Origin of the sequence: Brevundimonas sp. UBA5936 (assembly GCA_002430835.1) — a bacterium.
GTDB lineage: Bacteria > Pseudomonadota > Alphaproteobacteria > Caulobacterales > Caulobacteraceae > Brevundimonas.
In genome coordinates this window covers 1-18,643 of the sequence record DJDA01000017.1, presented here as the reverse complement: position 1 = coordinate 18,643, position 18,643 = coordinate 1, and the positions used below count along the sequence as shown (strand labels likewise).

General features: G+C 69.1%; 16 protein-coding genes, 1 pseudogene and 1 riboswitch. Of the genes and pseudogenes, 11 read left to right on the top strand and 6 right to left on the bottom strand.

The window, feature by feature from the left end; genetic code table 11:
• The 4 genes from B2Y21_RS01275 to B2Y21_RS01260 all read left to right on the top strand — a co-directional run bounded on the left by B2Y21_RS01275 (window position 1) and on the right by B2Y21_RS01260 (window position 4,967).
• A complete protein-coding gene (locus B2Y21_RS01275; RefSeq protein ID WP_292056190.1) occupies window positions 1-1,101 on the top strand; it encodes an adenylate kinase in 1,101 nt (366 codons plus the stop codon).
• Between the two features lie 53 nt (window positions 1,102-1,154).
• Window positions 1,155-2,165 (top strand): tRNA dihydrouridine(20/20a) synthase DusA, encoded by a 1,011-nt coding sequence (dusA, locus tag B2Y21_RS01270; protein WP_292056189.1) that lies wholly within the window; start codon window positions 1,155-1,157, stop codon window positions 2,163-2,165.
• 70 nt (window positions 2,166-2,235) lie between these two features.
• Window positions 2,236-3,045, top strand: coding sequence for a sulfite exporter TauE/SafE family protein (locus B2Y21_RS01265; protein WP_292056188.1), 810 nt, complete (start codon window positions 2,236-2,238; stop codon window positions 3,043-3,045).
• 98 nt (window positions 3,046-3,143) lie between these two features.
• On the top strand, window positions 3,144-4,967 hold the full coding sequence (locus tag B2Y21_RS01260) for a methyl-accepting chemotaxis protein (protein WP_292056187.1): 1,824 nt from the start codon (window positions 3,144-3,146) through the stop codon (window positions 4,965-4,967).
• A gap of 54 nt (window positions 4,968-5,021) precedes the next feature.
• On the opposite strand, the gene metB is transcribed toward B2Y21_RS01260, so the two are convergent.
• Window positions 5,022-6,200 carry a cystathionine gamma-synthase gene (metB, locus tag B2Y21_RS01255; RefSeq protein ID WP_292056185.1) on the bottom strand — a complete coding sequence of 393 codons (1,179 nt, stop codon included), beginning with the start codon at window positions 6,198-6,200 and terminating at the stop codon, window positions 5,022-5,024.
• On the bottom strand, window positions 6,197-7,306 hold the full coding sequence (gene metX / locus B2Y21_RS01250) for a homoserine O-succinyltransferase MetX (RefSeq protein WP_292056183.1): 1,110 nt from the start codon (window positions 7,304-7,306) through the stop codon (window positions 6,197-6,199). The genes metB and metX overlap by 4 nt, the downstream gene beginning before the upstream one ends.
• Before the next feature lie 76 nt (window positions 7,307-7,382).
• Window positions 7,383-7,509, bottom strand: a riboswitch (SAM riboswitch).
• A 444-nt stretch (window positions 7,510-7,953) separates the two neighbouring features.
• On the opposite strand from metX, the gene B2Y21_RS01245 reads away from it, so the two are divergent.
• The 3 genes from B2Y21_RS01245 to B2Y21_RS01235 are packed head-to-tail and all read left to right on the top strand — an operon-like array spanning window position 7,954 to window position 11,177.
• Window positions 7,954-9,690, top strand: a complete 1,737-nt coding sequence (locus B2Y21_RS01245; protein ID WP_292056181.1) for a homoserine dehydrogenase — start codon at window positions 7,954-7,956, stop codon at window positions 9,688-9,690.
• A gap of 2 nt (window positions 9,691-9,692) precedes the next feature.
• The gene (locus tag B2Y21_RS01240; protein ID WP_292056178.1) at window positions 9,693-10,655 is read left to right on the top strand and encodes a homoserine kinase; all 963 of its coding nucleotides are present in this window, start codon (window positions 9,693-9,695) and stop codon (window positions 10,653-10,655) included.
• Window positions 10,656-10,694: 39 nt separating this feature from the next.
• Entirely contained in the window at window positions 10,695-11,177 is a 483-nt protein-coding gene (locus B2Y21_RS01235; protein WP_292056176.1) for a hypothetical protein, read from the top strand.
• A 14-nt stretch (window positions 11,178-11,191) separates the two neighbouring features.
• Here the strand turns inward: B2Y21_RS01235 and thrC are convergent, their stop codons facing one another.
• Entirely contained in the window at window positions 11,192-12,580 is a 1,389-nt protein-coding gene (gene thrC / locus B2Y21_RS01230) for a threonine synthase (RefSeq protein ID WP_292056175.1), read from the bottom strand.
• 177 nt (window positions 12,581-12,757) lie between these two features.
• On the opposite strand from thrC, the gene B2Y21_RS01225 reads away from it, so the two are divergent.
• Together B2Y21_RS01225 and B2Y21_RS01220 are read left to right on the top strand one after the other, a co-directional pair.
• Window positions 12,758-13,702 (top strand): aspartyl protease family protein, encoded by a 945-nt coding sequence (locus B2Y21_RS01225; protein WP_292056173.1) that lies wholly within the window; start codon window positions 12,758-12,760, stop codon window positions 13,700-13,702.
• A gap of 65 nt (window positions 13,703-13,767) precedes the next feature.
• Window positions 13,768-15,072, top strand: a complete 1,305-nt coding sequence (locus B2Y21_RS01220) for a DUF418 domain-containing protein (protein WP_292056172.1) — start codon at window positions 13,768-13,770, stop codon at window positions 15,070-15,072.
• Window positions 15,073-15,082: 10 nt separating this feature from the next.
• Here the strand turns inward: B2Y21_RS01220 and ypfJ are convergent, their stop codons facing one another.
• The 3 genes from ypfJ to erpA form a co-directional block, all read right to left on the bottom strand.
• Window positions 15,083-15,934, bottom strand: a complete 852-nt coding sequence (gene ypfJ / locus B2Y21_RS01215; RefSeq protein ID WP_125899949.1) for a KPN_02809 family neutral zinc metallopeptidase — start codon at window positions 15,932-15,934, stop codon at window positions 15,083-15,085.
• A gap of 85 nt (window positions 15,935-16,019) precedes the next feature.
• Window positions 16,020-16,406, bottom strand: a complete 387-nt coding sequence (locus B2Y21_RS01210; protein WP_292056169.1) for a hypothetical protein — start codon at window positions 16,404-16,406, stop codon at window positions 16,020-16,022.
• Window positions 16,407-16,459: 53 nt separating this feature from the next.
• Window positions 16,460-16,807, bottom strand: a complete 348-nt coding sequence (erpA, locus tag B2Y21_RS01205) for an iron-sulfur cluster insertion protein ErpA (RefSeq protein WP_292056222.1) — start codon at window positions 16,805-16,807, stop codon at window positions 16,460-16,462.
• A 108-nt stretch (window positions 16,808-16,915) separates the two neighbouring features.
• Between erpA and B2Y21_RS01200 the strand changes: the two genes are divergently transcribed.
• Together B2Y21_RS01200 and B2Y21_RS01195 are read left to right on the top strand one after the other, a co-directional pair.
• Window positions 16,916-18,103, top strand: coding sequence for a deoxyguanosinetriphosphate triphosphohydrolase (locus B2Y21_RS01200; protein ID WP_292056167.1), 1,188 nt, complete (start codon window positions 16,916-16,918; stop codon window positions 18,101-18,103).
• An 87-nt stretch (window positions 18,104-18,190) separates the two neighbouring features.
• A pseudogene (locus B2Y21_RS01195) lies at window positions 18,191-18,643 on the top strand (SPOR domain-containing protein); the annotation flags it as partial.

The following is an 18,643-nucleotide window of genomic DNA, read 5'->3' as shown; positions in this document are numbered from 1 at the left end:
ATGAACCTGATCCTGTTCGGGCCGCCTGCGGCCGGCAAGGGCACCCAGGCCAAGCGGCTGGTCGAAGAGCGAGGCATGGTCCAGCTCTCGACCGGCGACATGCTGCGTGCGGCCATCGCTTCCGGCTCGGAGCTGGGGCTGAAGGTCAAGGACGTGCTGGCGCGCGGCGACCTCGTCACCGACGAGATCGTCATCGCCCTGATCGAAGCCCGCCTGCCGGAGGCCGAGGCCGCCGGCGGCGCCATCTTCGACGGCTTCCCCCGCACGGTGGCCCAGGCTGAAGCCCTGGACCTCATGCTGGCCAAGTGCGGCGCCAAGATCGACAGCGTCATCCGCCTGAAGGTGGATGACGCCGCCCTGACCGACCGTATCGGCAAGCGTTTCGCCGAGCAGGGCCGGGCGGACGATAATCCCGAGACCTTCAAGGACCGCCTGGCCGTGTACAACCGCCAGACCGCGCCGCTGCTTCCTTACTATGCAGACCAGGGCAAGCTGACCGAGGTCGACGGCATGGGCGACATCGCCGCCGTAGCCGCCGCCATCGACGCGGCGCTGGACGCCCTGCCCGAGGGCTTCCGCGACATCGATGTGCTGATCAACAACGCCGGGCTGGCGTTGGGCACGGCCACCGCGCAGGAGGCCGACCTGGCTCAGTGGCGCCAGATGATCGACACCAATATCACCGGCCTGGTGACGCTGACGCACCGCCTGCTGCCGCGCCTGATCGCGCGCAAGGGGGCGATCCTGAACATCAGTTCGGTGGCGGCGACCTATCCCTACAAGGGCGGCAACGCCTATGGCGGGACCAAGGCCTTCGTGCGCCAGTTCTCACTGGGGCTGCGCTCGGACCTGCATGGGACGGGGGTGCGCGTCACCTCTATCGAGCCGGGCATGGCCGAGACGGAGTTCACCCTTGTCCGCACCGGCGGCGACCAGGCGGCGTCCGACGCCCTCTATGGCGGGGCGACGCCGATGACCGGCGAGGACATCGCCGAGACCCTGTTCTGGGTCGCCACCCTGCCTGCGCACCTGAACATCAATGCGCTGGAGCTGATGCCGGTCAGCCAGTCCTTCGCGGGCTTCCAGGTGGCGCGCGGCTGAGGCTGGCCGGGGCCGGTCGCCAATCCGCCCCCTTTTCTCTATAGGGGCGGGCCATGAGCCAGCATCCGCCGCACCGGTTTTCCGTCGCCCCCATGATGGACTGGACTGACCGCAATTGTCGGGCGTTCCATAGGGCCCTGAGCACGCGCGCCCTGCTCTATACGGAAATGGTGACGGCCCCGGCGGTGATCCACGGCGATCGCGACCGCCTGCTGGGCTTTGACGCGGTCGAGCACCCGGTGGCGTTGCAACTGGGCGGGTCGGATCCGGCGCAGTTGGCCGAGGCGGCGAAGATCGGCGAGGCCTATGGCTATGACGAGATCAATCTGAATGTCGGCTGCCCCTCGGATCGGGTGCAGTCGGGCCGGTTCGGCGCCTGCCTGATGCGCGAGCCGGAGCTGGTGGCCGACTGTATGGCGGCGATCAAGGAGGCGGTCCGCGTCCCCGCCACCGTCAAATGCCGCATCGGCGTGGACGATCAAGACCCTGAGATCAGCCTGTTCGCCACGGTCGACGCCTCGGCGGCGGTGGGGATCGACAGCTTCATCGTCCATGCGCGCAAGGCGTGGCTGAAGGGCCTGTCGCCCAAGGAGAACCGCGACGTGCCGCCGCTGGACTATGCGCTGGTGCGGCGGCTGAAGCGCGAACGGCCGCATCTGACCATTTGCATCAACGGCGGTATCGGCGATCTGGATCAGGCCGAGGCGCACTTGAGGGCCGATGACGGCGTGCAACTGGACGGCGTCATGCTGGGCCGCGCGGCCTATCATGAGCCTGCGCTGATGGGGCAGGTGGACCGCCGCATCTTCGGCGAGGCCACGCCGGACGTTGACGTGTTCGAGGCGCTGGAGCGTTACCGTCCCTATATGGCTGCGCGGCTGGACGAGGGCGCCAATCTGGCGAGCATGACCCGACATATGCTGGGTCTGATGCACGGCCGGGCAGGGGCGCGCGCCTTCCGCCGCATCCTGACCGTCGAGGGCGTCAAGCCCGGCGCGGGGCTGGAGGTCGTCGATCGCGCGGTCGAGGCCGTGCGCGAGGCTGAGGCGCGCAAGGCGGCGTAGAGCGCTCACCTCCGCGAAAGGGCTGACGGCGTGACGGCGGACGGCTAAGCCATTGGCCATGACTCTGCCCTTGTCCGAACTTGTCCTGATGGTCGCCGCCCTGGTTGGGGCGGGGGCGGTCGCGGGCGTGATCGGCGGCCTGTTCGGCGTCGGCGGCGGGACGGTCCTGGTGCCGGCGCTGTTCTACGCCTTCTCGGTGCTGGGCGTGGGCGGGGAGGGCAATCTGCACGTCGCCATCGGCACCTCGCTGCTGACCATCGTCGCCACCTCGCTGCGATCGCTGGCGACGCACCGTGCGCACGGGGCGGTGGACGAACAGGTGCTGAAGACCTGGACGCCCTGGGTGGCGTTCGGGGGGCTGATCGGGGCGGCGGTCGCGGGTTTCACCTCCATGGAGGGGCTGGCGATCGTCTATGGCGTCTGCCTGCTGCTGATCGCGGCGCAGATGGGGCTGCTGCCCGAGCGATTCACCCTGCGAAAGGATCTGCCGACAGGCTGGGGGCGGCGCGGCGTGGGCACGGGCATCGGCCTGCTGTCGGCCATGATGGGCGTCGGCGGCGGCAGTTTCGGCGGCATGACCATGACCCTGTGCGGGCGGCCGATCCATCAGGCGGTGGCGACGGCCTCGGGCTTCGGCCTGGCCATCGGGTCTGCGGCGGCCCTGGGATTCGCCGTGTTCGGCTGGGACGCGCCGGGGCGGCCGCCGTTGTCGCTGGGCTACGTCAATGTGCCGGCGGCGGTGATCATGGGGCTGCTGACGGCGCTGACGGCGCCCTATGGCGCGCGGTTGGCGCATCGGCTGGATCGAAAGATGCTGCGCCGGGCCTTCGCGGTCTATCTGTTGCTGACGGCCCTGTCGGTGGTGCTGAAGGCGCTGTGAGGGCGATTAAGTAGATGCCCGCAGGCGGGCGCTAACACTTTGTCGAACAAGCGCGGGCTAGGAGCGAGGCTGAACCTCCCTCCCCGAGCCTTGAAGTCATGTTGCAGAACCTGTCGGTCCCCAAGAAGCTGATCCTGTCCTTCATGGCGGTGATCGCGGCGTGCGGGGCGGCGACCCTGATCGTCCTGTGGTGCGTGGCGTCCTTGCAGCGCGCCGATGCGGCGGACACGGCCTCGCGCGAGGTGATGAAGGCGTCGGACCGCCTGATGGCCGCCGCCGTCGAGCAGCAGAACGCCATGCGCGGCTATGTCGCCAGCCGCGACCCCGGCTTCATCGAAGCCTTCAATCAGGGCGGCGCGGACGTGAAGTCGCGGATGGCGGACCTGGCCGCGTCGGATGTCGACGGGGCCTATGCCGCCGAGCAGACGGCGCTGATCGCCGCCACCGCTGAATTTGAGAAGAGCGCCCAAGGGGTCATGGCCCTGGCGCGCGAGCCTGCGACGCATGAAGCCGCCCTGTCTCAACTGGCCTCGGCGGCGCGCCTGTCGGACATTCGACAGGCGGTCGGCTCGATCCAGAAGCAGGAAGTCGTGCTGGCCGAGGAGCGGGCCAAGGCCAAGGCCTTCGCCTTCACCGAGGCCTATGTCGCCTTCGCCGTAGGCGGGGTGCTGGCCCTGGGCATCGCTGTGGGCGCGGCCCTGTGGCTGATTGGGGCGTTGAGCCGTCCGGTCGAGGCCATGACCCGCGCCATGGGACGCCTGGCGGGCGGCGACCTGAATGTGGCCATCCCCGCGATCGGCCGCCGCGACGAGATCGGCCGCATGGCCGACGCCGTCCTGACCTTCAAGCAGAACGCCGAGGAGAAGGTGCGTCTGGAGGCCGAGGCCGAGGCCGCGCGCCACGCCGCCGAAATCGAACGCCAGGCCCAGGCCGAGCGCGACGCCGAGGCCGCTCGCCAGCAGGCCCGCGTGGTCGAGGGCGTGGCCAAGGGTCTGGACCGGCTGTCGCACGGCCAGCTGGCCTTCCGCCTCAACGATCCGTTCGCGCCTGAGTATGAGGGGCTGCGCACCGACTTCAACGCGGCGATGGACAAGCTGCAGGGCGTGATGCGGGTGATCGTTGAGCGCGCCGCCGCCATCGGCGCCAGCGCCCGCGAGATTTCACAGGCGTCCGACGACCTGTCGCGCCGCACCGAACAGCAGGCCGCCAGCCTGGAAGAAACCGCCGCCGCCCTGGAGCAGATCACCGCCACCGTGGCCCGTTCGGCCGAGGGCGCGACGGAGGCGGGCGGCGTGGTGCGCGGCGCCCAGTCCGAGGCGGTGGACGGCCAGGCCGTGGTCGGCCGCGCCATCGCCGCCATGGGCGAGATCGCACGCTCGTCGTCCGAGATCGGCGCCATCATCGGCGTGATCGATGAGATCGCCTTCCAGACCAACCTGCTGGCGCTGAACGCGGGCGTCGAGGCGGCGCGCGCGGGCGACGCCGGTCGCGGCTTCGCCGTGGTGGCTTCGGAAGTGCGGGCCCTGGCGCAGCGCTCGGCCTCAGCGGCCAAGGAGATCAAGACCCTGATTACCGAGTCGGGCCGTCAGGTCGGGGCGGGCGTGGCGCTGGTCGGCGACACCGGCCATGCGCTGGAGCGGATCGCCGGTCAGATTCAGCGCCTGACCGTCATCGCCGAAGAGATCGCCGCCTCTTCGCACGAACAGTCCAGCGGCCTGCAGCAGGTCAACATCGCCGTGAACCAGATGGATCAGGTGACGCAGCAGAACGCGGCCATGGTCGAGGAATCGACCGCCGCCAGCCACGCCCTGGCCTCCGACGCGATCGAGCTGGATCGCATGATGGGTCAGTTCGCCCTGGACGATGTGCGCGACCTGGACGCGCGCGGACGGATGGACGCCCTGGCGCGAGCCGTAGCTTAGGCGCCAAATTCTCCCTCCAGATGAAGGGACGGGAGAAGCGCGCGCTTTCCGCGCTTACGCCGCCGCCTTCAGCGTTACCGCGTCCAGGGCCTGGGTCAGGTCGGCCAGGATGTCGTCCTGATGCTCCAGACCGACCGACAGGCGCAACAGGCCGTCGGTGATGCCGGCCGTCACGCGGGCCTCGGGCGTCATGGCGGCGTGGGTCATGGTGGCCGGGTGGGCGACCAGGCTTTCGACCCCGCCCAGGGATTCCGCCAGGGTGAAGACGTCCAGCCGCTCGATCACCTGGCGCACCGCCTCGGTCCCGCCGTTCAATTCGAAGCTGAGCATGGCGCCGGGGCCCGACTGTTGCCGCGCCGCCAGGTCGTGGCCGGGATGGCTGGTCAGGCCCGGATAGTGGACGGCCTTGACCGCCGGGTGCAGCTCCAGCACCGCCGCGACCAGGCTGGCCGTCGCCTGCTGGCGCTCGATGCGGGTGAACAGGGTCCGCAGGCCGCGCAGGGTCTGATAGGCGTCGAACGGCGAGCCGGTGACGCCCAGGCAGTTGGCCCACCAGGCCAGCTTTTCATGGTCGGCCGGATCGGCCGAGACCACGGCGCCGCCGACCACGTCGGAATGGCCGTTGATGTATTTGGTGGTCGAGTGGACCACGATGTCGGCGCCCAGCTCCAACGGCCGTTGCAGGGCCGGCGACAGGAAGGTGTTGTCGCACGCCACCTTGGCCCCCACGGCGTGGGCGCGGCGACAGACATCGGCGATGTCGGTGACGCGCAGCAGGGGGTTGGACGGGGTCTCGACCAGCACCAGCTTGCAGCCGTCGGCCAGGGCGGCGTCCAGGGCGGCGCTGTCGTTCTGATCGACGAAGGCGACGCGGAAATGCCCCTTCCTGGCACGGGCGCACAGCAGGCGGTGCGTACCGCCGTAACAGTCATGCGGCGCGATCAGCAGGTCGTCCGGCTCCAGCAGGCTGAGCGGCAGGTCGACCGCCGCCATGCCGGTGGCGGTGATGACGGCGCCCGCGCCGCCTTCCAGTTCGGCCAGGGTCTCGGCCAGCACGTCGCGGGTCGGATTGCCTGAGCGCGAATAGTCGTATCTGCGCGGCTGGCCGAAGGCGGCGAAGGAATAGTTGGACGACAGATACAGCGCCGGCATGACCGCGCCGTGAGCCGTGTCCGTATCGACGCCCGAGCGGGCGGCGATGGTGCGGGGATCAGCGGGACGGGCGCGGCTCATTGGTCGATGTCCTTCAATACGGAGGTCAGGATGTCGGCGACCAGCTTGTCTTCCTTCAGGAAGGCGTCGTGGCCGTAGACGGAGGCGTGTTGTTCAAAGCGCCAGAGGTTGGGCAGGCGGTCGGCCAGCTCCCTCATGTCTTCGATCGGGCAGAGGCGGTCGGTGGTGAAGCCGATCAGGGTGACAGGGGCGCTGATGGCCTCGGGCTCGACGCGGTGGCGGTCGATGGAGTCCGACAGGCTGAGCCAGCGCGAGGGGGTGGTGCGGTCGCGATAGGCCCGGCCGCGCGCCTGCAGGTAATCGCACACCGGATAGGCCTGGCCCGCGTGGCTGGGGGCCTCGGAATCGAAGCGGTCGCCGAACTCTTCCTGGGTGCGGTAGGTGGTCATGGCCAGTTCGCGCGCCAGACCCACGGCCTGATCGATGCGGCCGGTCTCCAGGCCCAGTTGCAGGATGCGGCGCTGGATGCCGCGCCAGGCCGTGGCCAGCGGATGCGGGCGATGGGCGGCGGACACCACCACCAACTGCTCGGCCCAATCGGGGAACAGCTCGCCGAAGGCCAGGGCGATCATGCCGCCGTAGGAACAGCCGATGAAGGCGGCGACCTTGTCCACGCCCAGGTGGTCCAGCAGCAGGGCTAACAGCCGCGCCTGATCCTGGGTGGTGATGGTCAGCGGGCTCTTGGCGTCCTTGACGCCGTCGCCGAATTCAGGCGCGAAATCAAAGGCTAGGACGCGGAAGCGGGTCAGGTCGATCGGCGCGCGCACGCCGACGGCGCCGGACCACCAGCCCAGCCCCTTGGTCTCGGTGCGGTGCACGTAACGGTCGGCGGAAATGCCGCCTGCGACCACGATCAGCGGGGCGTTGGCCTTGCCGTGCAGGCGGCCGATGACCCGCTTCTGGGTCAGGGTTCCGCCGAAATCCAGTTCGAAGCCGTCGGGGATCGCAACCGCGACGTCATGGGCGCCGTCGCGCTGAAGCAGTTCCGACGGACGGCGCGCGGCCTTCACGCCGATCTGGGCGCCGCCCTTGGGCGCAGGCGCAGCGGCGGAGGCCTTACAGGAAGGCTCTTCGGAGGTTTCAGTGGAAATCAGGGCCAGGGTCATCGCATCACTCAAAGGTTCGGCTCACCGGCGAAACCCATGCGTGACAGACCTGTGGCGCGCCGCCTTATCGACGCTCCACCCATCTCTCGCGGTCCTTTCAGGCAAGCCCGAAGAACCCCGCAGGAGTTGGCACCGTTTCGGGCGGAACCCGATGGTTGCCCCGGCGTCAAAGGGCCTAATCCCTCAGCCGGTCTTGATGAGTGAGCTTACGGTGCGGTTGCGAAGGGCGCCGGTCAAGCGAAAAATTTCACCCCATTTCTGCGCGTGCGGCTCATGTGGGTGGCGAAAACGGCGTCCTGAGACGATGTTGCGAAAAATTCTTTCGAGGCGGGGTTGACGCGGCGCGGCGCCCTGGCTCACCCTAAGGCACGATTTTCAACCGGACGCCGCCTGTGCCTTACCGCCTCGCCAGCATGAAGACGACCGCGATCGCCGCCTCGGCGACGGGCCTCTTCGCGTCCATGATTACGACCACCGGTACCACCACCATGCCCTTGCGGGCGGGGACCGGATGATGCGCGCCGTCTAGGCGAGAAAACGCAGAAAACCGATCACCCGCCCGGACCCCCGGGCGGGTTTTTTATTGGCCCGAACCCACCTCCGACCTCTCCCGAAATCCTCCCAGATCCAGCCTTCAGGAAACGCCCATGTCCGCCTCTCTCGCCCTCGTCGCCGATCAGTCGAAACCGGTCGCAGCGCTCGCCCCCGCCGCCGATGTGGTGGTGCTGAAGTTCGGTTCGTCGGTCCTGCGCGACGCCTCTCAGGCCCCAGCCGTCGCCAGCGAAATCTACGGCCACGTCCGCGCAGGCCGGAAGGTGGTGGCGGTGGTTTCGGCCCTGGCCGGTCAGACGGATCAGCTGCTGGCCGACGCCCGCAGTCTGGGTCTGGATCACGAGAACGAGCTGCTGCCCGCCTATGTCGTGCTGGGCGAGGAAAAGGCCGCCGCCCTGGTCGCCGTGGCCTGCGACCGGGTGGGACTGGACGCCGTGGGTCTGTCGGTGCGCGAACTGGGCATCGTCGCCGAAGGCCCGGCCCAGCACGCCCGCCCCGTGTCGCTGAAGGGCGAGCGTCTGCATCAGGCCCTGGCCGAGCATGAGGTGGTGGTGGTGCCGGGCTTCGGCGCGGTGCGCGCGAACGGCCGGGTGGCCCTGCTGGGGCGCGGCGGATCGGACCTGACGGCGGTGGTTCTGGCCGCCGAACTGGGCCTGAAGCGGGTGCGTCTGGTGAAGGACGTCGACGGCCTCTACGACCGCGATCCAGCCTGCGAGACGGGCACGCCGCTGCGCTATCGCCGGGCCAGCTGGGACACGGCGCGTCAGGTCGGCGGCGCCCTGGTCCAGCACGACGCCATCGACCTGGCCGAGGCGCGCGGCGTCGACATCGAGGTCGCCGCGCTTGGCCGCGCTGAAGGCACGATCGTCGGCGAACGCGGCGCCCCTCCCGGCCCGGTGCAGGCGGCTGAACCGCTGAAGGTCGCCGTGGCCGGTTGCGGCGTCGTCGGCGGCGGCCTGCTCAGCCGCCTGCTGCCGGACGACCGCTTTGAAGTGGTCGGCGTCCTGGTGCGCAACCCCTTGAAAAAGCGTGACGTCTCGGCGCCTGCCGAACTGTTCACCAACGACGTCGAAGCCTTGTTGGCCAAGAAGCCGGACCTGGTGCTGGAGGCCCTGTCCGAGGGCGAGGCGGGCCACGCCCTGATCCGCCGCGCGCTGGAGGCGGGCTGCGACGTGGTCAGCGCCAACAAACAGGCCGTGGCCCGCGATCCCAAGGGGCTTCAGGCCCTGGCCGACGCCAACGGCTGTCGCGTCGCCTGGTCGGCCTCGGTCGGCGGCGGCTCGCCGATGATCGAGACGTTGCGCGCCGCCCGCGCCGCCGGTCCGGTGGCCGGTTTCGAGGCGGTGCTGAACGGCACGGTTAACTTCATGCTGCAGCGTCTGGGCGAGGGGGCGACCTTCTCCGACGCCCTGGCCGACGCTCGCGCCGCCGGCTTCGCCGAGGAAGACCCTTCGTCCGATCTGGAAGGCTTCGACGCCGCGGCCAAGGTCAAGCTGCTGTCGTTCGAGGCCTTCGGCCGCTCGCCTGACGACCTGCCGCGCGACGTTCTGGCCGCCGAGACGCCGCTGGGCGAGGCGCCGGTGCGCCAGATCGGCGCCTGCTTCGAGCGCGACGGCGCCCTGGACGCCTCGGTGCGGCTTGACGGCGAACTGGAAGACGCGCTCTTCCTGTCGCTGAACGGAGAGCGCAACGCCTTGAAGGTCTATGGTCAGGACGGCCGGGTGTGGACGTGCAAGGGGCGCGGCGCCGGGCGCTGGGCCACGACCGAGAGCGTGCTGGCCGATGTCGCCGATGTCATGCGCGCCCGCCGCGCCGCTGCGGAGCTTGTCTAGTCATGGCCGTCTTCACGCCCGTCACGCCGCAACAGGCCGACGACTATCTCATGCGCTACCCTCTCGGCGGGTTGGTCGAACTGACCCCGATCGCCGAGGGGGTCGAGAACACCAACTATCGCCTGGTCACGGAGCAGGGCGCCTATGTACTGACCCTGTTCGAGGGGCGGACCGAGGCCTCGGCCCTGCCGTTCTGCCTCGGCCTGACGGGGCGGCTGGCGGCGCAGGGCTTCCCGACGCCTGCGCCTGTCGCAGACCTGCACGGTCAGGTGATCGGGCGTCTGAACGGCCGCGCCGCCGCCATCGTCGAGTGGACGCCCGGCGCCTGGAAGCGCCAGCCGACGGACAAGGATCAGTATCGCGCCGGTCAGGTGCTGGCGCTGCTGCATCTGGATGCGGCCGACCATGACGGCGTGCGCGAAAACCCGGTCGGGCCGCGCGCCTGGGCGGACCTGGCCGCGCGCTGCGATACGGTCGCTGCGGGCGAGGACCGCCGGATGTTGGAGCAGATGCAGCGCCTGCTGCCGGACCTGGCCCGGCCGTGGAGCGATCCCGCCCTGCCGCGCGGGCCGATCCACGCCGATTACTTCCCCGACAACGTTCTGTTCGCCACCAACGAGCATGGGGCGACGGATGTGGGCGGGGTGATCGACTTCTACTTCGCCTGCGTCGACGTGCTGGCCTATGACCTGGCCATCGCGCTCAGCGCCTGGGGCTTCGACGCCGAGGGGCGGCCCATCCCGTCGGCTCTGCGCGCCTTCCAGAAGGGCTATGAGTCGGTGCGGCCCCTGTCGGACGCCGAGCGTCAGGCCTTGCCGGAACTCGGCGCGGCGGCGGCGGTGCGCTTCACCCTGACGCGCCTGCACGACCGGCTGTTCCACGACCCGGCCAACCTGGTCACGCCCAAGGATCCGTCGCCCTTCTTCCGGCGGCTGGACTACTGGAAGGCGGCGGAGCCGGCTTAGGCGCATCGGAGAGCGTATCGGCTAGACAGGCGAGAGCTGATGCTGGCGTATTCGTGGTTTCCAGCCAAGGGTATCACGATGGTCTGCTTTCGCCTGCCTCTAGTGGTTTTGTTTGTCGGAGCGAATCTCGCTTCGACGGCTTCCTTGGCGTCTTCAACATCCTTACAGGACGTGTCGGCGGCCCATATCCTGCAACTTCTTGATCTTACTTCGTTCCAGAACTCGACGGGGCCGTCGCGAGACGCTGGCCGTAGACGCCCACGCGATTGGTTCTTCACGCAGATGAACGTTGCAGATGGTGTCGCAACGCTGGAGCGGCCGAATGATTGGGCATTGAGTTTGCGCATCATCCGAATAACGCCAGGTGGCGTCATCGCTTGTTTTCAGGATCGCGCCCTGAATGGCGGATCGTACGCGACCCAGTCGGCGCTTCGAGTTGTCGGCGACAGCTTGGCCGGTTACCGCGTTGCCGAAGAGGGGCTTGTCGAACCGACCTGTTCGACGTTGCCCGGTCAAGGCTGAAACTGGACTGTTTCTTACCCCGCGAACCCCTTCACCGCCGCCAGCGCCGCCTCGGGCGTGTTCTCGATCACCGTCAGGCGTTCCGGCCGGTCGCCCAGGGCGCGGATGACGGGGGCCGGTTCCGGCTCGACGCCGATGACGTCAGAGACGAAGGCGCCGAACTTGGACGGGTGGGCGGTGGATAGGGCGACGATGGGCGCGCCGTTGCGGTCCAGACGGCGCGCGGCGGCCAAGGCGACCGCCGTATGCGGGCAGGCGATGCGGCCCCAGGCGGCGTGGGCGTGGGCGATCTCGGCCTTGGTCGTCGCTTCGTCGACCGAGACGGCGGAGACCTCGGCGCGCAGGGCGGCCAGCAGGTCGGCGGGCAGGCTCACGGAACCTTCGCGCGCGAAGGTTTCGAACACTGCGCGGGTGGCCTCGGCGTCGCGGCCGGAGGCCTCGAACACCAGACGTTCGAAGTTGGACGGCGCCTGAACGTCCATCGACACGCTGCCGCTCTCGACCGCCGGGCGGCGGGCGTAGACGCCGTCGTTGATGGCGCGGGCCAGGGCGTCGTTCTGGTTGACGGCGGCGACGAAACCGGCGGCGGGCAGGCCCATCTTGCGGGCGGCGATGCCGGCGAAGGCGTCGCCGAAATTGCCGGTCGGCACCACGAAGGTCGCCGCCTGGCCCAGCTGGGCCGTGGCCGAGACGTAATAGGGAATCTGGCCCGCCAGACGGCCCCAGTTGATCGAGTTGACCGAGGACAGACGACCCTGTTCGCGTAAGGATTCCTCGGCCAGCAGCCCCTTCACCAGGCGCTGGCAGTCGTCGAAATCGCCGCGCACGGCCAGGTTTAGAACGTTGTCGGCCTGGACCGTCGTCATCTGTTTGCGCTGCACCGGCGAGACGCGATCCAGCGGGTGCAGGACGATCAGCTTGATGCGTTCGGCGCCCGCAAAGGCGCGCACGGCGGCGGCGCCCGTATCGCCGCTGGTGGCGGTCAGCAGGGTCAGGGTCTCGCCCGTCGCGGCCAGGGCCTCGTCCGACAGGGCGGCGACCAGCTGCATGGCCAGATCCTTGAACGCCGCCGTGGGGCCGTGGAACAGCTCCAGCACGAACAGGCCGGGCTCCAGCTCGACCAGCGGCGTCACCAGCGGATGGTCGAAGCCCTTGGTCAGGCGATCGAGGGCGCGGTCCAGCGCCCCCGCAGGCAGGGCGTCGCCGATGAAGGGCGCCATCGCCGCCTTGGCGATCTCGGCGTAGCCACGGCCGGGACGGGTGGCGTCGGCGGGCAGGGGAGGCCAGGCCTGCGGCATGTAGAGGCCGCCGTCCGGCGCGATGCCGCGCAGCAGGGCGTCGCTGAAGCGAGTCGGAGCGGCGTCGCCGCGCGTCGAGAGGTAACGATCAGGGGAGGCTGGCATAACGGGTTGTTTCTAGCCGCGATCTGCGACTTCGTCATGAATATTTTGCGCGTGCGAACGGAATTGTCGCGAGGTGGCGCAACAACCTGGCTCAATCGGCGCCAATGCGGCGTCGCCGGCGCGCGGAGATGGGAAAGGGGGCTGGCGCCGCGCCGCCGGCCGGTTCATGTCAGGCGGATGAACCGCCGTTCCCTTCTCATCCGTGCCGGAGCGATCGCCGCCGCCGTTGGCGGCGGCCTGTGGCTGAAAGACCATGTGCTGTGGCGGCGACCCAGCGTGACGTTCGGCGCCGATGGGACCAGCGGCTGGCTGTCTTTCGTCGCGCCACGAACCCTGTTGCCGACGGTGCGCGTGCGGCTGGCGGGGCGGGAGCTGACCGCCCTGATCGACAGCGGGGCGCAGTATTCGGTGATCGACCGGCGGCTGGTGGCGGAGCTGGGGCTGGACGATCTCTTCGACATGCCGTTGATCGCCTATGGCGTGGACGGGCGCGCCCAGATGGGGCGTGGCGTGACGCTGGATCTGGCCGTTGGAGCGGCGCGCGTGGAGCGTCTGCGTGCGGGCATTCTGGACCTGGGGCCGTTGGGGGGCGACGAGGGCCTGGGCGCGCCGCTGATCCTGGGGCAGGATCTGCTGATGGAGGCGGCGCTGGAGATGGACTTGCGTCGACGGCGGTTGCGGCTGTTCGGCGAGGCCCAGGCGGGGCTGGCGCCCGCCTATCGGTCCTTGCCCGTTCGACGTTCGGGCACGGCTCTGATCGCCGAGGTCGCGGTCGAAGGCGCGCCGGTCAAGGCGGTGGTGGACACCGGTTCGTCCTCGCTTCTGGCGCTCAGCGACGTGGCGGCGCAGGCAGCGGGTCTGTTGGACGGACGGCCCGAGCAATCGGGGTCCAGCATCGTCCTGGGCGGGGTGGCCAGAACGCGGATGATCCGGGCCCAAAGCGTGGCGCTGGGCGGTGAGGCGTGGCGCAATGTGGCGACCGCTGTCTACGCCAGCCGGGCGCTGCCGAACTATCCTGAGGCGCTGCTGGGCATGGAGGCTTTCGCCGGGCGCGACGTTATTCTGAACCTCGGCGACGGAAATCTGCACCTCGCGCCGTTAATGGATGTGACCATTGTTTAGGTTCGATAGGTTTCCATCTGAAAAATCCGTTTCATCCGCGGCCTGAAGGGGGATAAGCGGCCCGTATGACCGGCCCGTCGCCTCGCATGACATCGGTGTCGCCCAATCAGCGGCTGGAGAGCCTGGATCTCCTGCGCGGGTTCGCCCTGTGCGGCATCCTGCTGGTCAACATCATGATGATGGGCGGGCTTTGGGGGCAGTATCATCCCGACTTGCCGCCGACGCTGGCCAATCCTGACTGGTCGGCGTGGATCATCCAGCACCTGTTCGTGCAGGGCTCGATGCGCGGTCTGTTCACTCTGCTGTTCGGGGCGGGGATGCTGCTGATTACCCTGCGCGGCGAAGACGGACGCGGGACGATCCAGGCGGCCGACGTCTACTTCCGCCGCTGCATGGCCCTGTTGGCCTTGGGTATTTTCAACGCCACCGCCCTGCTGTTTCCGGGGGACATTCTTTACGTCTACGGCCTGTCGGGATTTCTGCTGTTCGTCTTTCGCACGGCTCGGCCGCGTACGCTGATCGCCTTGTCGGCCGCCTTATTGTTGTTGCTGACCGTCGAATCGGCCGTGGTCGGCGCCTATCAGGCGGTCGAGGCGCGGCGCGGCGCCGATCTGGTGAGCCAGGTCGAGGCGGGCGCCGTCCTTTCTGTCGAGGACGCAGAGGCGATGAAGGTCCATGTGCGCGCGCAGGAGGCGCAGACCCTGACGCCCGAGACCATCGCTGAGGAAACCGCCGCGCGCACGGGAGGCGTCGTCGGCCTGCTGAAGTGGAGCGTGCGGACCTGGCTGGACTATGCGGCGTCCAGCTACACCATCACCCTGGTCATTGAATCGGTCGCCTTCATGTTGCTGGGCATGGCGCTGTTCAAGCTGGGGGTGTTGGGCGGGGCGCGGTCGCTCGGCTTCTATCTGGCGCTGGCCGGGGGCGGCTACGCCCTGGGTCTGGCGGTCAACGGCGCCCAGGCCGTGATGCTGTGGACCAGCCAGTTCTCGTCCGAATCCTGGACGGCTCAGACCAGCTACGAACTAGGCCGCTGCGCCATGACCCTGGGGCACGTCGGTCTGCTGCTGTCGCTGTGGAAGCTGAACGCGCTCGGCTTCGTGGGGCGCGCCTTGAGGAACCTGGGGCGGATGGCCCTGACCAATTATCTGGCCCAGTCGGCGATCGCGGGCCTGCTGTTCTATGGCCTTGACCTGTGGGGCAGGCTGGACTGGTGGGGCCTGTGGGGCGTGGCGGCGGGAATCTGGGTGTTCCAGATGGTCTTCAGCGCCCTGTGGCTGCGGGCTTTCAATATGGGGCCGCTGGAATGGGCGTTGCGCTGGTTCGCCTATGGACGGCCTTCGCCCCTGAAGCGCACGAAGGCCGCCTGATCCATCAGGCCTAGAGCTGGGCGAAGGTGTCGCAGGCGGCCGGATCGCCCGTCTGATAGCCGCGTTGCAGCCACTCGACCCGCTGGGCCGAAGAGCCGTGGGTGAAGCTTTCCGGCGAGACGCGGCCGCCGCCGCGGCGTTGCAGGGCGTCGTCGCCGATGGCCTGGGCTGTCTTCATGCCTTCCTCCAGATCGCCCGGCTCCAGCGCCACCTGGCCGTTCGACACGGCGGCGGCGTTGCTGGCCCAGACCCCGGCGTAGCAGTCGGCCTGAAGCTCCAGCGCGACGGAATAGCGGTTGCCCTCGGCCTGCGACCGCGCCGATTGCTGGGCGCGCTGCACCTGCTGGCTGGCGCCGGTCAGGGTCTGGACGTGGTGGCCGAACTCATGGGCGATGACATAGGCCTTGGCGAAGTCCGCGCCGGATGCGCCCAGCTTGCTCTCCATCTCGCGCCAGAAGCTGAGGTCCAGATAGACCTTCTGATCGGCTGGGCAGTAGAAGGGCCCCATCGCCGCCTGGCCGTAGCCGCAGCCGGTCTGGGTGCCCTGCGTATAAAGCACGGTGGTCGGCGGGGTGTAGCCGCGCAGCTTGGTCTTCCACACGTCGTTGATGTTGGAGCCGATGACTTCGACGAACTGGCCGTCCTGATCCTCGGGCGAGCCCATCTGGCCCTGCTGCTCGGCCTGACCGGCGCCGCCGAACTGGCTGGCCAACTGCTGGGTGGTGTTCGGGTCGATGCCGAAGACGAAATAGCCGATGGCCGCCAGCACCAGCACTCCGATGCCGCCGCCCGCGACCGCGCCGCCGCCCATGCCGCGCCGGTCTTCAACCCCGCCGCCGCGCCGTCCGCCCTGCCAACGCATCTGTCGCTCTCCGCTTTCGTCGTCTGGTCCGAAGCTAGGCTGAAACGCAGGGGCAGGTGAAGAGATGCAAATGTAACGCTGTGGTTCAGTGCGGCGGACGGCTCAGCCAGGCGTCGATCTCCGTCACGCCGTGCGCGGTCTGGTCGAGCGGCGACGTCAGGGTTGCCGGCGCGGGCAGGGTTGTCGGGCGCGGCGCATAGGCCGTCGCAGGCGGCGGCGCCGGGAGCGGCGACCGCGCGGCTTCAAGTCGCTGCAAGGTCTGGCTGGTCTGAAGCCTCATGCGGGCGGCCTCGGCCTCACGCTGGTCGGCCTGGAGGCGCAGACGCTCCATGGCCTGGGTATGCTGCTCGGCGCGGGCGATGTGGGGATCGTAACCCGCCGGAGGAGGGCCGGGCCAGCCGGGCCAGGTCTGGGCGCTCGCCGCCAGGGGCGAGGCGCAGAACAGCAGGGTCAGGGCGAACAGGCGCGTCATGCCCATACAGATGGGTGTGTTACGTCTCGCCGCCAAGCGAGGCTTTTCGCGGCTCAGATCGAGAAGCTGACGCCGCAGCCGCAGCTGGAAGAGGCGTTGGGATTGCGGATCACGAACTGGGCGCCCGCCAGTTCGTCCACGAAGGCGATCTCGGAATCCTTCAGGAAGGGGATGGAGACGGGGTCGATCACCACGGCCTGACCGTCGCGCCGCACCACCAGATCGTCGGCCTCAGGACCGTCCACCAGCTCGAAGCGATACTGGAAGCCCGAGCAGCCGCCGCCGTCGACGGCGACGCGCAGCAGGACCGGCTTGCCTTCGGCTTCTGACAGCTTGGCCAGGCGGCGCGCGCCGCTCTCGGCCAGGGTGATGCCCTCGGGCGACCGGGGTGCGACCGACAGCGACAGGTCGCGGGCTGATTCTGTGGATTGGACGGTGCTCACGGCCCTCTATATGAGGGGCCGACAGGCGTTCGCAAAGGCCTGTCGCCATCACGAAGTCCTGCCGCCTTGAGCCAGACCCGCGCCCCCTACGCCGAAAACCCCGCCGCCAGCCGCGGCCGCCATGTTTTCGAGCCTGCCAGCCGCACCCGCACCGCCTTCGCTCGCGACCGCGATCGCATCATCCACGCCACCGCCTTCCGCCGCCTGAAGGAGAAGACGCAGGTCTTCGTGGCGCATGAGGGCGACCACTATCGCACTCGGCTGACGCACAGCCTCGAGGTGGCGCAGATCGCCCGGTCGTTGGCCCACGCCCTGCGGCTGGACGACGATCTGGCCGAGACGGTCGCCCTGGCCCACGATCTGGGCCACCCGCCGTTCAGCCATGCGGGCGAGGACGAACTGCACGAACAGATGAAGGCGTTCGGCGGCTTCGATCACAACGTCCAGAGCTTCCGCGTCGTGACCGAGCTGGAGACCCGCTATCCCAGCTTCCCCGGCCTGAACCTGAGCTGGGAGACGGTCGAGGGCGTGGTCAAGCACAACGGCCCGGTGGCGCACCAACTGACGGACCCGGCGTGGAAGGCGGTCGCCGCCTATGCGCCGAGCGGGGCGGCCGACTGGGACTTGCGTCTGGGCACCTTCGCCTCGCTTGAGGCCCAGTGCGCGGCCATCGCCGACGACATCGCCTATAATAATCATGACGTGGACGACGGGGTGCAGGCGGGGCTGTTCAGCCTGTCCGATCTGGCCGACGTGCCGTTGATCGGACGCTGTATCGCCAGCGCGCGTGCCGATTGGCCCGACATTGACGAGCGGATGCTGCGGCTGGAGGCCGTGCGCCGGATGATCGGCGTCATGGTCGACGATGTTCTGGCCGAGACCGAGGCCCGTTTGGCCAAACACCGCATCGAGACGGTCGAGGATGTCCGCAACGCGCCCGAGACGCTGGTGCAGTTCTCAAGCGGCATGATGGCGGAACTGGCGGTGCTGCGCCGCTTCCTGTTCGAGCGGATGTATCGCCACTACCGCGTCAACCGGACCCGCAGTCAGGCGCGCCGGGTGCTGGCCCAGCTGTTCCAGCTGTTCATGGCCGAGCCGGAGGTGATGCCGCCGGAATGGCAGGCCTCGGCCCTGACCGACGACCGGGACGCGCGGGCGCGGGCGGTGTGCGACTACATCGCCGGTATGACAGATCGTTACGCTATCGAGGTCCACAGGAAGCTGTTCAGCCTCGACCTCGCCCTCGATCTGTGATTCGAGAAGGGCTTCACGGCGCGTTAGACTGAGCGCCGACGCGCGCCGATTCGCGCGCGTGTCCCACGACCATCAAGGCGCGACCCAATGTCCTACGACGACGATCACCGAGGCAACCCTAACGCCGGCCGCGACCGGGGCGCCTATACGCCGCCGACCGACGACGACCTGCCCTTCACGCGCGGCGGCTATGACCCGCGCCGGGCCCCGGCCGCCAAATCGCCGCCGATCACCCTGATCATCAGCGCCATCGTCCTGCTGCTGCTGATCGTGGCGGTGGTGGTCTTCTATCGCTCGGGCGTGCGCTCCTCGACGGACGCGCCGCCTGCCGTCGGCACGCCGGTCGAGAGCATGAAGGTCGAGGCCCCGCTGGACGCCCAGCCGGTCGACCCGGAAGCGGACATTCGCGTCTATCGCGACGGCGGCGCGCCGACCGACGCCGCGCCGACCTTCACCCCCGGCCCGGAAGAGGTGCTGCCGCGCCCCGCGCCGACGACCCCGGCCGCGCCGGTCGAATCCTCGACCCTGCCGCCCGCCGCG

Excerpts from the sequence above, each read along its gene's own strand:
- B2Y21_RS01235 (WP_292056176.1), top strand. The coding sequence starts at position 10,695 with ATGCTGGCGTATTCGTGGTTTCCAGCCAAGGGTATCACGATGGTCTGC.
- B2Y21_RS01225 (WP_292056173.1), top strand. The coding sequence starts at position 12,758 with ATGAACCGCCGTTCCCTTCTCATCCGTGCCGGAGCGATCGCCGCCGCC.
- B2Y21_RS01260 (WP_292056187.1), top strand. The coding sequence starts at position 3,144 with ATGTTGCAGAACCTGTCGGTCCCCAAGAAGCTGATCCTGTCCTTCATG.
- dusA (WP_292056189.1), top strand. The coding sequence starts at position 1,155 with ATGAGCCAGCATCCGCCGCACCGGTTTTCCGTCGCCCCCATGATGGAC.
- B2Y21_RS01275 (WP_292056190.1), top strand. The coding sequence starts at position 1 with ATGAACCTGATCCTGTTCGGGCCGCCTGCGGCCGGCAAGGGCACCCAG.
- B2Y21_RS01220 (WP_292056172.1), top strand. The coding sequence starts at position 13,768 with ATGACCGGCCCGTCGCCTCGCATGACATCGGTGTCGCCCAATCAGCGG.
- B2Y21_RS01240 (WP_292056178.1), top strand. The coding sequence starts at position 9,693 with ATGGCCGTCTTCACGCCCGTCACGCCGCAACAGGCCGACGACTATCTC.
- ypfJ (WP_125899949.1), bottom strand. The coding sequence starts at position 15,934 with ATGCGTTGGCAGGGCGGACGGCGCGGCGGCGGGGTTGAAGACCGGCGC.
- metX (WP_292056183.1), bottom strand. The coding sequence starts at position 7,306 with ATGACCCTGGCCCTGATTTCCACTGAAACCTCCGAAGAGCCTTCCTGT.
- B2Y21_RS01245 (WP_292056181.1), top strand. The coding sequence starts at position 7,954 with ATGTCCGCCTCTCTCGCCCTCGTCGCCGATCAGTCGAAACCGGTCGCA.
- B2Y21_RS01210 (WP_292056169.1), bottom strand. The coding sequence starts at position 16,406 with ATGACGCGCCTGTTCGCCCTGACCCTGCTGTTCTGCGCCTCGCCCCTG.
- metB (WP_292056185.1), bottom strand. The coding sequence starts at position 6,200 with ATGAGCCGCGCCCGTCCCGCTGATCCCCGCACCATCGCCGCCCGCTCG.
- thrC (WP_292056175.1), bottom strand. The coding sequence starts at position 12,580 with ATGCCAGCCTCCCCTGATCGTTACCTCTCGACGCGCGGCGACGCCGCT.